General features: G+C 63.7%; 11 protein-coding genes. 7 read left to right on the forward strand and 4 right to left on the reverse strand.

Annotated features, from left to right (window positions below):
- The first annotated feature begins 209 nt into the window (after positions 1-209).
- From rtcR to ABIE32_RS13920, 5 genes are all read left to right on the forward strand, one after another.
- The gene (gene rtcR / locus ABIE32_RS13900; RefSeq protein ID WP_429016996.1) at positions 210-1,826 is read left to right on the forward strand and encodes an RNA repair transcriptional activator RtcR; all 1,617 of its coding nucleotides are present in this window, start codon (positions 210-212) and stop codon (positions 1,824-1,826) included.
- A gap of 608 nt (positions 1,827-2,434) precedes the next feature.
- Positions 2,435-3,802, forward strand: a complete 1,368-nt coding sequence (locus tag ABIE32_RS13905) for an amino acid permease (protein WP_224151683.1) — start codon at positions 2,435-2,437, stop codon at positions 3,800-3,802.
- A 14-nt stretch (positions 3,803-3,816) separates the two neighbouring features.
- Positions 3,817-4,494: an arylformamidase gene (kynB, locus tag ABIE32_RS13910; protein ID WP_429016998.1), complete on the forward strand. Its 678-nt coding sequence runs from the start codon at positions 3,817-3,819 to the stop codon at positions 4,492-4,494.
- A gap of 73 nt (positions 4,495-4,567) precedes the next feature.
- Positions 4,568-5,884: a kynureninase gene (kynU, locus tag ABIE32_RS13915; RefSeq protein ID WP_429016999.1), complete on the forward strand. Its 1,317-nt coding sequence runs from the start codon at positions 4,568-4,570 to the stop codon at positions 5,882-5,884.
- 21 nt (positions 5,885-5,905) lie between these two features.
- Complete coding sequence (locus ABIE32_RS13920; RefSeq protein WP_429017002.1) at positions 5,906-6,595, forward strand: 3'-5' exonuclease; 690 nt, start codon at positions 5,906-5,908, stop codon at positions 6,593-6,595.
- Here ABIE32_RS13920 and ABIE32_RS13925 read toward each other — a convergent pair.
- The gene (locus ABIE32_RS13925; protein WP_429017004.1) at positions 6,576-8,015 is read right to left on the reverse strand and encodes an L-lactate permease; all 1,440 of its coding nucleotides are present in this window, start codon (positions 8,013-8,015) and stop codon (positions 6,576-6,578) included. The two genes, ABIE32_RS13920 and ABIE32_RS13925, sit on opposite strands and share 20 nt — an antisense overlap.
- Positions 8,016-8,080: 65 nt before the next feature.
- Between ABIE32_RS13925 and ABIE32_RS13930 the strand changes: the two genes are divergently transcribed.
- Positions 8,081-8,662 carry a helix-turn-helix domain-containing protein gene (locus tag ABIE32_RS13930; protein WP_429017007.1) on the forward strand — a complete coding sequence of 194 codons (582 nt, stop codon included), beginning with the start codon at positions 8,081-8,083 and terminating at the stop codon, positions 8,660-8,662.
- Between the two features lie 79 nt (positions 8,663-8,741).
- Here ABIE32_RS13930 and ABIE32_RS13935 read toward each other — a convergent pair whose 3' ends face one another.
- The 3 genes from ABIE32_RS13935 to ada all read right to left on the reverse strand — a co-directional run bounded on the left by ABIE32_RS13935 (position 8,742) and on the right by ada (position 11,800).
- Positions 8,742-9,716: a DNA-3-methyladenine glycosylase 2 gene (locus ABIE32_RS13935; RefSeq protein ID WP_429017008.1), complete on the reverse strand. Its 975-nt coding sequence runs from the start codon at positions 9,714-9,716 to the stop codon at positions 8,742-8,744.
- A 130-nt stretch (positions 9,717-9,846) separates the two neighbouring features.
- Positions 9,847-10,572, reverse strand: a complete 726-nt coding sequence (locus ABIE32_RS13940; protein WP_429017009.1) for a 2OG-Fe(II) oxygenase — start codon at positions 10,570-10,572, stop codon at positions 9,847-9,849.
- 100 nt (positions 10,573-10,672) lie between these two features.
- Complete coding sequence (gene ada, locus ABIE32_RS13945) at positions 10,673-11,800, reverse strand: bifunctional DNA-binding transcriptional regulator/O6-methylguanine-DNA methyltransferase Ada (RefSeq protein WP_224151674.1); 1,128 nt, start codon at positions 11,798-11,800, stop codon at positions 10,673-10,675.
- A 106-nt stretch (positions 11,801-11,906) separates the two neighbouring features.
- Here ada and kynA point away from each other — a divergent pair, with 106 nt between their 5' ends.
- Positions 11,907-12,767 carry a tryptophan 2,3-dioxygenase gene (gene kynA, locus ABIE32_RS13950; RefSeq protein WP_224151673.1) on the forward strand — a complete coding sequence of 287 codons (861 nt, stop codon included), beginning with the start codon at positions 11,907-11,909 and terminating at the stop codon, positions 12,765-12,767.
- Positions 12,768-12,903 lie beyond the last annotated feature (136 nt).

A 12,903-nucleotide genomic window follows, 5' to 3' on the forward strand; every position in this document is an offset into this window, starting at 1 on the left:
TTCCCCGACTCACGCCACACAGCGCTTGCCATTCTTATTGCCAGAAGCATGCCAGCTTTTGAATTTGTGCCTTTGAAAATCATAACAAAATGATTTTTAAAGAAATTAATTTTTCAAACCATCCTGACACCGTTTTCTCAACCATAGAAATTTATCTATTTAGATAGCTACTTTAGAATTGTTTATCAGCATTAGCACCCCATCGCAACATGAAATCCATCACCGTCATCGGCTTTCTGGGTACCCAGCTGGACAGCGGGCGCGGCGCCGGCCGCTGGAGCAAGTGGCGCCCGTCGGTCGCGATCACACAGCATGAAGACATGGTGGTGGCGCGAATGGAGTTGCTGTATACGCGATCGCATATCGACCTGGCACGGCTGGTGCAGGCTGATATCGCGGCTGTGAGCCCCGAGACCGAGGTGCATCTGGTGGAGCTGCCCATTCATGATCCCTGGGATTTTCAGCAGGTATATGGCGCCCTTTATGACTGGGCTCAAAGCTATCAATTTGATAGCGATTCCACGCAATACTGGCTCAACATCACCACCGGTACGCATGTGGCGCAGATCTGCCTGTTCCTGCTGGCCGAATCACGCGCCATGCCGGGAGTCATCCTGCAGGCCTCGCCCCCCAAGCGCCAGGTGGATGGCGCTGCGGGCAACTACACGCTCATCGATCTGGATCTGTCGCGCTACGACGCCATTGCCACGCGCCACGCACGGGCCAGCGAAGACGGCGTGGCCTTTCTCAAAAGCCATATCGCCACACGCAACCAGCGTTTCAACCGGCTGATCGAAGAGATCGAACAGGTGGCGGGCCGCTCGCAGGCACCCATGCTGCTGGTGGGACCCACCGGCGCGGGCAAGTCGTTCCTTGCGCGGCGCATGTATGAACTGAAGAAGGCGCGCCACCAGGTGAGCGGCGCCTTTGTGGAAGTGAACTGCGCCACCTTGCGCGGCGACAGCGCCGCCAGCACGCTGTTTGGCCACAAAAAAGGCGCCTTCACCGGCGCCGCTACCGAGCGTGCCGGCCTGCTGCGCACCGCCGACCATGGCGTTCTCTTTCTCGACGAAATCGGCGAGCTGGGCGCGGACGAGCAAGCCATGCTGCTGATGGCGATTGAGGAAAAGCGCTTCTACCCCATGGGGTCGGACCGCGAGGTGAACAGTGACTTTCAGCTGATTGCCGGCACCAATCGCGATCTGCGGCTGGAAGTGAGCGCTGGCCGGTTTCGCGAAGACCTGTTTGCCCGCATCAACCTGTGGACCTACAACCTGCCCGGCCTGGCCCAGCGCGCTGAAGACATCGAACCCAATATCGACCACCTGCTGGCCCTGCACGCGCAGCAGACCCACCGCACCGAGCGCTTCAACGCCGAGGCACGCAAGCGCTATCTGCAGTTTGCGCAAAGCCCGGCGGCCTTGTGGAGCGGCAACTTCCGCGACCTGCACGCCAGCGTAACACGCCTGGCAACCTCGTCTCACAGTGGCCGTATCACCGAGGATCAGGTTGAGGCCGAGATTGGCCGGTTGCAGTGGTTGTGGCAGCGGCCCGATGCGCTGCAGCCATCGAATGATGACCCTGCAGAGGTGGCGCTGGAGGATGTATTGCCCGCCGATGCGATTGCTGCGATGGATCTGTTTGACCGGATGCAGCTGGCGTCTGTCGTACGTGTTTGCCGCGGTGCCAGCAGCTTGTCGGATGCTGGACGCCAACTTTTTCAAGCCTCGCGGGCGCAGCGGAGCGTGGTGAATGATGCGGATCGGTTGCGCAAGTATTTGCAGAAATTTGGGCTCAGTTGGGATGTGATTGTGGGGGCGCGCTGAGGCTCCTGGATTTGGAACTTGTAGCCTGCTTTTAAGCTATGGCTGTTTGCTGCTGGCCGGATTTCGCCCCGGCGCGCGAGGCACTTTTCTTGTCGGCCAAGAAAAGTACCCAAAAGAAGGCCGCCCTGCTGCCTGCGTCCCTGCGGCTTCGCCTTCGGGCAACCTGTGTCGCGGCATTTGCGGGGTGTGCCGCATAACTCACTGCGCGCTCCGCGCTTCGTTCATACAGATGCGGCAAGTCAGATCACGAAGCGCTGGCACTCTGCGGTGCCAGCGCCACCCCGCAAACACCACGCCACAGGCGCATGCAAAAGGGGGCAACCCGACAGCCAAACATCCACGCGGGCCATCGCTGCGCTCGGCTCTCACCCCTTCTGCCTGCGCCGAGGAGCACAGGGCGCATTTCTTTGGGTACTTTCTTGTTGCGAGACAAGAAAGTGCCTCACCCGCCGGGGCGAGTCCCGGCCAACAGCTACTTGCAAAATTAAAAGCAGTCCAAGCAGCAAACAGCCAACATGGATTTCCCACAAAACCTAAAATCGCCGCTTTCCCTTCCATGCGCCAGCAGCTACCAATGCCGCTCCGGCCCCTCACTCAGGCCCATTCCCGTGTCCCCTTTTGAATCCATTGCTCGCCGCGAGCGCGGGCTTTTACAGCAGCTCACCGCCGCCCAAATGACCATGATCGCCATTGGCGGTGCCATCGGTACGGGGCTTTTCATGGGCAGCGCTTTCGCCATCGGCTTTGCCGGGCCGAGCGTTCTCATCAGCTATGCGATTGGCGCGCTCATCGGCCTGCTGTTGATGGGGTGCCTGGCCGAGATGACCGTGGCGCACCCCACGAGCGGCTCCTTTGGTGCCTATGCCGAGCACTACATCAGCCCCATGGCTGGCTTTGTGGTGCGCTATGCCTACTGGGCCGCCGTGGTGCTGGCCGTGGGCATGGAGGTAACTGCGGTCGGCAAGTACATGAAGTACTGGTTTCCCGATGTGGAGCAGTGGGTGTGGGTGGCGCTGTTCTCGGTCGTCCTGGCGGCGGTCAATGCCACCAGCGTCAAGGCGTTCGGGCAGATGGAGTATGTGTTCTCGATGGTCAAGGTGGTGGCCATCGTGGCCTTCATCCTGATCGGCGCCTACGTGGTGTTCGGCTCGCGCCCGGCAGGTGTCGGGTTTTCCAACTACACGGCCGATGGCGGCTTCTTTCCCAACGGTTGGTGGGGCACCTGGGTGGGGGTGATCGTGGCCATCTTCAGCTACCTCAGCCTGGAATCGATTGCGATTGCCGCAGGTGAGGCCCAGAACCCGCGCCAGGCAGTGACCTCCGCCTTCAAGACCACGGTGCTGCGCCTGGTGCTGTTCTACCTGCTGTCGCTGGCGCTGATGCTGGCCATCGTGCCGTGGAGCCATGCCAGCACCGACAAGAGTCCCTTCGTCAAGGTGATGGAGATCGTCGGCATCCCGGGCGCACCCAGCGTGCTCAATTTTGTGGTGCTGGTGGCCAGCCTGTCGGCGATGAATGCGCAGCTCTACGTCACCTCGCGCATGATGTTCAGCCTCTCGCGCGGCGGCTATGCGCCAGCGGCGCTTGGCCGCGTCAACAGCCGTGGCGTGCCGATGGGTGCAATTGCCGTCTCCTGCCTGGGCATGGCGGTAGCCATGGTGCTCAATGTGCTCAAGCCCGAGGAATCGCTCACGCTGATGATGTCGATCTCGATGTTCGGCGCCATGTTTGCGTGGTTCATGGTGTTCGTCACGCACCTGTTCTTCCGCTCGCGCTGGCAGCGCGAGCACCCGGGCGAGCGTCTGCAGTTTCGCATGTGGGGCTTTCCGGTGTTGACGCTGCTCGGCGCCGTATTGATGCTGGCCGTCATCGTCACCACCTATTTCACCGACGTGTTTCACATGACAGCGGTGATCGGCGTGCCCATGCTGCTGGTGCTGGCTGCCGTCTACCAGATCTGGTACCGCCAGCGCTGATACATTGCATACCTATGCCAAACACACCCACCACCGCTCTGCAGCTATGGGACATCTCGCCGCCTGTCTATGTGGGCATGCCGGTTTTCCCTGGTGATACGCCCTACCAGCAGGAATGGGTGGCCACCATCGGGCCGGGTTGCCCGGTCAATGTGGCAAGCATCACCAGCACGCCCCACGCGGGCGCGCATGCCGATGCGCCCTTGCACTACGCCCCTGATGGCGCCACCATCGGCCATGTGGATCTGGCGCCTTACCTGGGCCGCTGCCGGGTGATCCACGCGATGGATTGCGGCGCGCTGATCGAGTGGTGCCATCTGGAGCACGCCATCAGCGACGACCTGCCCGAGCGCGTGCTGGTGCGCACCTACCAGCAGATGCCGCAAACCCGCTGGGATGCAGCACTCACCGGATACGCAGCCGATACCGTCGAACGCCTGGCTGCTCGCGGAGTGCGCCTGATCGGCATCGACACGGCCAGCATCGATCCGGCGGACAGCAAGGCGCTGCCCAGCCACCAGACCATTCGCCGCCACGACATGCGCGTGCTCGAAAACCTGGTGCTCGATGCCGTGCCCGAGGGCGACTATGAACTGATTGCGCTACCGCTCAAACTGGTGCAGGCCGATGCCTCACCAGTGCGCGCCGTGCTGCGCGCCCTGGCCGGCGCCTACAATCATCGAAATTCCTGAACTACAAATTCAATAGCTATTGGCGCTTGATAGACGTGCGCCAACAGCCTATTTTCCTCTAAGAGACACTGCCATGACCACCTTGGAAGCCTGCCGCGAAGTCGATCTGCAAGAGCCGCTCGCGCCACTGCGCGATCTGTTCGACCTGCCAGATGGCGTGATCTATCTCGACGGCAACTCGCTGGGCCCCCTGCCCAGGGCCGCAGCGGCCCATGTAGCCGATGTGGTGCAACGCGAGTGGGGCCAGGGCCTGATCCGCAGTTGGAACGACGCTGGCTGGATCGACCTGCCCCAGCGCCTGGGCGACCAGTTTGCGCCATGGATTGGCGCCCGCCCGGGCGAAGTGGTGTTCACCGATACCACCTCGGTCAACCTGTACAAGGTGCTGAGTGCCGCCATCCGCCTGTCCCAGCAGGAATTCTCCGACCCGGTACCCCGCACCAAGGTGGTGAGCGAGCGCAGCAATTTCCCCACCGACCTGTACATTGCCGAATCACTGTGCAAGCAGCACAACCTGGAGCTGGTGCTGATCGAGCCCGAAGAGTTGCCCGCCTGCCTGACGGGTGACGTGGCCGTGCTGCTGCTCAGCCATGTCAACTACCGCACCGGCCACATGCACGACATGGCCCAGGTAACGCGCGACGCCCATGCCCAGGGCATTCTGACGATCTGGGACTTGTGCCATGCCGCAGGCGCGGTACCCGTCGACCTGAACGGCGCCAATGCCGACTACGCAGTGGGTTGCAGCTACAAATACCTCAACGGTGGCCCGGGAGCGCCGGCCTTTGTCTGGGTCAATGCGCGCCACACCGACAAGTTCTGGCAACCGCTGTCAGGCTGGTTCGGCCATGCGGAGCAATTTGCCTTCACCAGCGATTACCGGCCTGCGGCGGGCATTCGCCGCTACATGTGCGGCACCCAGCCCATGATTGCCCTGAGCGCCCTGCAGTGTGGCCTGGATGTGTATACCGAGGCCGAAAAATATGGCGGCATGACGGCGCTGCGCCGCAAGTCAGTGGCGCTGACCGACCTGTTCATCGAGCTGGTGGAGACCCGTTGCGGCGGCCACGGCCTGGGCCTGGCCACGCCGCGCGACATCTTTGCGCGCGGCTCGCAGGTATGCCTGACGCGCGATGAAGGCGCTGGTGTCGACGGCCAGGGCAGCGGCGCCTACGCCATCATGCAGGCGCTGATCGCCCGTGGCGTGATTGGCGATTTCCGCAAGGGCGACAACGGCAAGGGCCCGCACAAGGACATTCTGCGCTTTGGCTTCACGCCGCTGTACACCCGCTTTGAAGACGTGTGGAACGCGGTGGAACACCTGCGCCAGGTGCTGGAATCGGGCGAATGGAAGCGTCCGGAATTCAACCGCATCAACGCGGTCACCTGATCTCCGCCCGCCTGACATTGCATGTCTGAACGCATCGCCATCCTCGACTTCGAAACCACGGGCATGAGCCCGGCCCACGGCGCGCGCGCCGCCGAGGTGGGCATCGTGATGGTGGAGGATGGCCGCATTGTCGATCGCTACCAGAGCCTGATGAACGCAGGCCAGCGCATGCCCAGCTTCATCACGCAGCTGACCGGCATCACCACTGCCATGCTGCAGGCGGCGGCACCGGCCGAAGAGGTCATGCGCGAGGCGGCTGCCTTTGTCGGCAGCGCGCCGCTGGTGGCGCACAACGCATCTTTCGACAGCAAGTTCTGGCGCGACGAGCTGGAGCGCGCTGGCTGCCCGGCCTCACAAGATCTCGGTACCGGCCTGTTTGCATGCACGGTGCTGCTGTCGCGCCGCCTCTACCCCGAGGCCCCCAGCCACTCGCTGGGCAAAATCGTGCGCCACCTGCAATTACCGCCTGCCGACAAGGCCCATCGCGCCTTGGCCGATGCCGAAATGACTGCGCATTTGCTGCTGCGCATGCAGGCCGACCTGCGCAACCGCTGGCATATTCCAGACCCTAGCCACGCGTTGCTGAATGAATTGCAGGCCTGCCAGCGCAAGCACCTGGGCCGCTGGCTCAGCAATACATCCGCCCGCCAGACCCAGCCGCAGCTGCCAGAGCTTGCCAGCATGACTCCGGTCAAGGCAACACCATACTGAGCACCACGTTCAGCACCGCCATCAGCAGCACCGCAGCCATGGTGATCAACAGCACGGTGGATTGCACCCATGAGCGCTGCGCCTGTACCTCGCCCGGCGCCCCTGCCGGCACCAGCTGGCAAGCCATTTCCACCTTGCCGGGCGATGCCATCAGCAGCAGTGCCGCGCTGACATTGTGAACCGCCATGAACGGCAGCACCCCTACGCCCAGGGCCTGGGCAATCTCGGCCTGCGTGGCAGCGAACATGGCATTGGCCCCGGTGTTGGAGCCTGTCACAAAGCCGCCCAGGGCGCCCACAAACGGGGCGGCAAACACATAGGCGCTGCCGCCCTGCGCCAGGGCGTGCGCGAGCTGCGCCGCCATGCCCGATACCGCCATCACCACCCCCAGCACAATGAAAAGACCGGTCACGGGCGCGACCTGGCGCCACGATTGCCACACCCGCTGCAGACTGCTGCCAGCGGGCAGGCCCTTGGCAAACCAGGCCGCTGCCACAAACAGCCAGACTGCAGGCGATGCCAGCAGATGCCACACACCCGTCCACTGCATTGCGCGCACCGCCACCCCTGCCACCAGCACACCGAGCAGCAGCAGGCCATAGGCTGCCAGCGCGCGCCATCCCAGGGCATTTAATGGTGCAGGGGCAGCCGTCGCAGAACCCTTCACGCCCCGCCTGCCAAGCCATAGCCACAACACGGTCATCACCAATGCGCCCAATGCCCCGGCGGCCGAAGTGCCGGCCAGCATATTGGCGAGGCCAATGGCCGCAGCCAGCAGTAGGCCGGACAGCGCCCCCTGCAGCATCGCAGTGCCACGCTGGCCACTATCGCTGGCCAGCCATGCCGCAGCCACGCCCACCACCACCATGGGAATCACGCTGACCCACGCGGATGCCACGCCCAGTGCGTCAAACGAAAGCCCCGACATCGTGGCCGCAATCAGCGTGCCCGGGCCCATGGACCCCCATGGCACAGCACACAGGCCGAGCAGACCGATCACCGCCACCTTGCGCGCAGGCAATCCGCTGTGCGCCAGCAGCGGAATCCCGATGGTGATGCCGATGCCAAAGCCCGTGAGCGATTCAGCAAAAGGGGTGACCCCATGCACCACCAGCAGCACGGCGCCAACGCCTTTGCCGGTACGCCCCATCACCCATTGCGCCAGGGCTTTTTGCGCCCCCGCAGCACGCAGCACCTCCGAGAGCAGCAGGCCGCCGCCAACGATCAGCAGCACCTCCACCAGCACCGGCAGCCAACCCGTCGCAGCTTGCAGCACCGCCTGCGCGGTCAAGGGAAAAGCCAGCATGCAGCCAGCCAATGCCAGCACCACGCCCAGCAGCGCCGCATACAGCGAACGCAGCCCCAGCAACAGCCCCGCGATGACAGCGAGGACCGGCAAAGCACTCAATAGCAGGTACATTGGTAGTGACCTTGTAAAAATTGCATATAGGTAAATAATATTTCCTACACGAAATTTGTCAATCCATGCAGACTGAAATCCCTTCTCCCGGTTCCGACTCCGACCTGCAGTTCGGCCTGGCCGTACGCGCCCGCCGCGCGCAACTGGCCATTACGCTGGACCAATTGGCCCAGGCAAGCGGCGTGACATCGGGGGCGCTGTCGCGGGTGGAGCGCGGGCTGCTCAGTGTGAGCTTGCGCAATGCCATGGCCATCGCACGCGGTCTGGGCTGTGAATTGAGCGATTTGATCCAGAGCCCCGCTGCCGCGCAGATCACCCGGGCGGGCGAGCACCCGCGTTTTGTGCACGAGGACACGGGTATCGTCCGGCTGGCGCTTGCCCGCCCCCTGCCTGGCCTGGAATTGCTGCACTACGACGTGCCGCCCGGCCAGGTATCCAGCCACTTTGCGCCCCACCGCCCCGGCACACGCGAGGTGTTCTACGTGGAAAGCGGCACGCTCCGGGTCTGGACGGGAGCGGAGTCCGTGTTGTTGCAGGCAGGCGACAGCGCGCAGCTGGTCATGGATACGGAGCACCACTTTGCCAACGAAGGCAACGCCACCGCACGCTTCATCCTGCTGGTGGCAGCGCCGTCGCACGGTGCGTAACAGCTTGGCGCCAGGGATTGGAGGAACGGCCCAGCCGCCAGCCACGCGCACAAAGAGCGTGCGGGCATGCGCTCAGGCTTCAATAACTTTTGGCCGACAGGCTGGCCCACAGGTGCGCAGCCACCAATGCACGCCAGGGAGAAAACGCGCCCAGCCATTGCTCCGCCTCGCGCTGTGACACGCTGGGCACGTCCAGGAGGCGTGCCAAGGCATTGCGCACCGCCACGTCGCCGTGCAGGCTGCCATCGAGCCAGCCAAAGCCGCGCAGCAAGGCGTAGTGCACCGTCCACGGGCCAATGCCCTTGATGGCCAGCAGCGCGGCCTCCAGCGCCCGGGCCGAGTCGGCCTCCATGGGTTGCGCAGCCCAGGTGTCCAGCGGCAGGGCACCGTCGGCAATCGCGGCGCAAACCCGCTCGAGGGTGGCGATCTTGCTGACCGAGAAACCCGCCGCACGCAGTTGCTCCGGTGTCAGCGCAGCGAGTGCCGCCGCATCGGGGTGGCATAGCAAGCCACTGCTGTGCTGCACGCCTGCCGTTTCTATCAGGCGGCGGCGCAGCGCAATGGCGGCTGCCACACTGATCTGCTGACCGGTAATGGCCCACACCAGGGCTTCAAACGGCGTACTGCTGGCTGGTACCCGCAAGCCTGCCTGGCTACGCAGCAAGGGGCCCAGCACCGGGTGCTGTGCATGCTGCCGCTCCAGTTGGTCTGCACCATCGCCCAGCCCCAGCATGCGCGAGACCATGGCGTTCAGGGCCAGTTGCTGTGCATTGGCAGCGGCAAGCTTGCCTTTGCGCAGCCCGTCGACCGTCAGGCGGGCCTGCACCTGGCCGTGCGTTTGCTCGCCGGGCCCTTTCTGGTCGAGCCTTTCCTGGCCGAGCCCTATCTGCAGTTGCAGCAGTGCCGGGCGGCCTTGCCAGGTTACGCCTTTGGAGATGTGCAAGCCCTCCACTTTTTCCGAGCGCTGCTGGGTATCACGCGAATGCAGGGCCAGCACATCTTGTGGGCGGTAGTTGGCGGGCAGCGCTGCAATGGTTTCCAGAATCAGTGGCATGGGCAGACAGTCAGAAGGTGGCAGTGATAACGCAGACACGAGGGTCGCTATGGCGACGACCAAGGATTGGCTGATTTGCTTTCATTTTGATAGCAATTACCGATTACTCCAATTGTTCCTCCGGCGGTTTTCACTCCGCATCATGAAACACCACCCCCAGGGTATGGCGTGCGCCTCGCAGTATGGTGGAGACGCCGTGCCGGTGCTGCACCCTATAGCTGCCGCGGGCACCCTGCACCGGCCGCTCCCGCACTGCGATGATGGCCGCATCGCCACGCCTGAGGGGCAGCACCTGCACACGCGATTGCATGCGCGGGCGCTGCTCGGTCAGTGCAAGCTCACCCCCTTCAAAATCCTGCCCTGGCTGCGACAACAGCACGATCACCTGCAATGGAAACACCAGCTCGCCATACAGATCCTGGTGCAGGCAGTTGTAATCGCCCGTGCCATAGCGCAGCAGCAGGGGCGTAGGCCGCACCTGGCCCGCCGCATGGCATTGGTCGATGAAAGCCTCGTGCGAGGCAGGCCACGGACTGGCCTCTGGCTGCAGCAACTGGCGCCAGCGCTCGGCCAATGGCTGCAGCCGGGCATACAGCGCGTCGCGCATGGCTTGCACCAGCGCTGGCAGCGGATAGGCAAAGTACTGATACTCGCCCCGGCCAAAAGCGTGGCGCTGCATGGTGATGCGGCTGCGAAAATGCGCTGCTTCTTCATACATTCCGGCCAACTGGGCGCACTGCCCTGCATCCAGCAAACCCGGCAACAGGCCCCAACCCCGGCTGTCCACCTGCGCGCAAATGCCGGGCCAGTCGTAGTGCGCCAATTGGCGGATTGCCGCTTTATCTTCAAAATTCATAGCAACTGGCGCTTTATGGATGGTCGCAGCAGGCAATTTCTCTTCAAATATTTCCTCATCACCCAGCGGCAAGGCAGCCTGGCCAGCGCTGGCCGCCCGCTTAGCCATGACGCGCCACCCGCAGGGCCTGGGGAGCCAGTTCTGCCTCGTGCCGCAGCAGCGCGCGCTTGCGGTCCACGCCCCAGCGGTAGCCGGAGATTTCGCCATCGCTGCGCACCACGCGATGGCAGGGAATGGCCACCGCAATCGCATTGGCAGCGCAGGCGCCCGCCACCGCACGGCTGGCCTGCGGCATGCCCAGCGTGCGCGCCAGTTCGCTGTAGCTGACGGTGCTGCCCACCGGAATGCGGCGCAGCGCCTGCCATACCTGCTGCTGGAAGGCCGTGCCCCGCACATCCAGCGGCAGCGCCAGCCCACGCGAGGGCTCATCCACAAAGCCGATGACCTGCGCCATCCAGCGCTCGAACGCCGCATCGCCCCCCGCGAGTTGCGCCTTGGGAAAGCGCTGCTGCAGGTCTTGCACCAGCGCATCGGCATCATCGCCGAGGAGGATGGCGCAAATGCCCTGTTCCGTGGCAGCCACCAGAATAGGCCCCAGGCTGCACTCGCCCACACCAAAGCGGATGTTCTGAGCCGCGCCGCCGGTGCGGTACTGGCGCGGCGTCATCCCGAGCACGGCCTGGCTGTCGCGGTAAAGCTGCGCAGTGCTGGCAAAGCCAGCGTCAAAAATGGCATCGATGACACGCGGCGCCTCCTGGGCGTCGCCCAGCGCCGCCTGCAGGCGCTGGCGGCGCTGGGCCTTGGCGTAGGCCTTGGGCGATACGCCCACCGCCGCCTTGAAGACCCGCTGCAGATGGAAAGGGCTCATTCCCGCGCGCTCAGCCAGATCGGCCAGGCTGGGCTCCTCCTCAGCGGTGGCGATCCATTGGCACAGCTGGGCCATCAGCGCCGCATGCCCGGGTTTGGCCGGTGCGTCGGGCTGGCAGCGCTTGCAGGCGCGGTAGCCTGCTGCCTGCGCCTGTGCGGGAGAGTCGAAGAAACTGACGTTTTCTGGCTTGGCCTGGCGCGAGCTGCACGAGGGCCTGCAAAATACACCGGTAGTGCGTACGGCATAGACAAAGCGGCCATCGGCACCGGCATCGCGGGCACGCACGTCGGCCCAGCGCGGATCAGCCTGGGTTTGCTGTGCGCGCTGGGAAGCAGAAGCGAGAGTGGCAGACGGTTTCATGCGAATCACCTCAGTACAATCGATGCAGCCACTTTAGGCCTTGCGGCCCCTCGATGCAGTGCCATTCTTGCGCTGTAATTCAAGCCGCTTCATAGCCCCACACACCATGCGAGACACCAACAGCAAGCCCGAATCCATTGTGCATGAAGAGCGCGCCCAGCTCGATTTCAGCAAAGACATGAGCTATGGCGACTACCTGCACCTGGACGAGATCCTGAACGCCCAGCACCCGCTGTCGCCCGCGCACGACGAAATGCTGTTCATCGTGCAGCACCAGACCAGCGAGCTGTGGATGAAGCTGATGCTGCACGAGCTGCGCGCCGCCATGCAGGCAATTGCCAACCCATCCGCCAATACCAAGCCCGAGGCCTTCAAGATGCTGGCGCGGGTTTCGCGCATCATGGAGCAGCTGGTGGGAGCCTGGACCGTGCTCTCGACGATGACGCCGCCCGAGTACTCGGCCATGCGGCCCTATCTGGCCAACTCCAGCGGCTTTCAAAGCGCGCAGTACCGCTGCATCGAGTTTTCGCTCGGCAACAAGAATGCAGCCATGCTCAAGCCCCATGCGCACCGCCCCGACCTGCTGGAGCAGGTGCAACGGGCCTACGAATCGCCATCGCTGTACGACATTGCCCTGCAACTGCTGGCACGCGAGGGCATCGCCGTGCCGCAGGAAGCACTGCAACGCGACTGGACCCAGCCCTACACGGAGAGCGAAGGTGTCAAGAAGGCCTGGATCACCGTTTACAGCGACCCGCACCAGTACTGGGATCTGTACCAGCTGGGCGAAAAGCTGGCCGATATCGAGGACGCCTTCCGCCAGTGGCGCTTCCGCCACCTCACGACCGTGGAGCGGGTGATCGGCTTCAAGCGCGGCACAGGCGGCACGGGTGGCGTGAGCTACCTCAAGAAGATGCTGGATGTCGTGCTGTTCCCCGAAATCTGGAGCCTGCGTACAGATTTGTGACTCCCCTGCGGCGCTACGAGTGGCCTTTGCTCGTTTCGTCACGCCAGCATCCGATCCTGCCAGGATTGCCGCATGTGACATGCGCGGGCTGCAGACCCAGCGGGTCTGTCCTATAGTATGCATGTGCGATTGCAGC

The sequence above is a fragment of the Comamonas sp. 4034 genome, assembly GCF_050434545.1.
In the GTDB taxonomy this organism is placed as follows: Bacteria; Pseudomonadota; Gammaproteobacteria; order Burkholderiales; family Burkholderiaceae_C; genus Comamonas; species Comamonas odontotermitis.

Bases quoted from the DNA above. Each gene is read 5' to 3' on its own strand.
- ABIE32_RS13925 (WP_429017004.1), bottom strand. From the start codon at position 8,015: ATGTACCTGCTATTGAGTGCTTTGCCGGTCCTCGCTGTCATCGCGGGG.
- ABIE32_RS13930 (WP_429017007.1), top strand. From the start codon at position 8,081: ATGCAGACTGAAATCCCTTCTCCCGGTTCCGACTCCGACCTGCAGTTC.
- ABIE32_RS13940 (WP_429017009.1), bottom strand. From the start codon at position 10,572: ATGAATTTTGAAGATAAAGCGGCAATCCGCCAATTGGCGCACTACGAC.
- ABIE32_RS13920 (WP_429017002.1), top strand. From the start codon at position 5,906: ATGTCTGAACGCATCGCCATCCTCGACTTCGAAACCACGGGCATGAGC.
- ada (WP_224151674.1), bottom strand. From the start codon at position 11,800: ATGAAACCGTCTGCCACTCTCGCTTCTGCTTCCCAGCGCGCACAGCAA.
- kynU (WP_429016999.1), top strand. From the start codon at position 4,568: ATGACCACCTTGGAAGCCTGCCGCGAAGTCGATCTGCAAGAGCCGCTC.
- kynB (WP_429016998.1), top strand. From the start codon at position 3,817: ATGCCAAACACACCCACCACCGCTCTGCAGCTATGGGACATCTCGCCG.
- kynA (WP_224151673.1), top strand. From the start codon at position 11,907: ATGCGAGACACCAACAGCAAGCCCGAATCCATTGTGCATGAAGAGCGC.
- rtcR (WP_429016996.1), top strand. From the start codon at position 210: ATGAAATCCATCACCGTCATCGGCTTTCTGGGTACCCAGCTGGACAGC.
- ABIE32_RS13935 (WP_429017008.1), bottom strand. From the start codon at position 9,716: ATGCCACTGATTCTGGAAACCATTGCAGCGCTGCCCGCCAACTACCGC.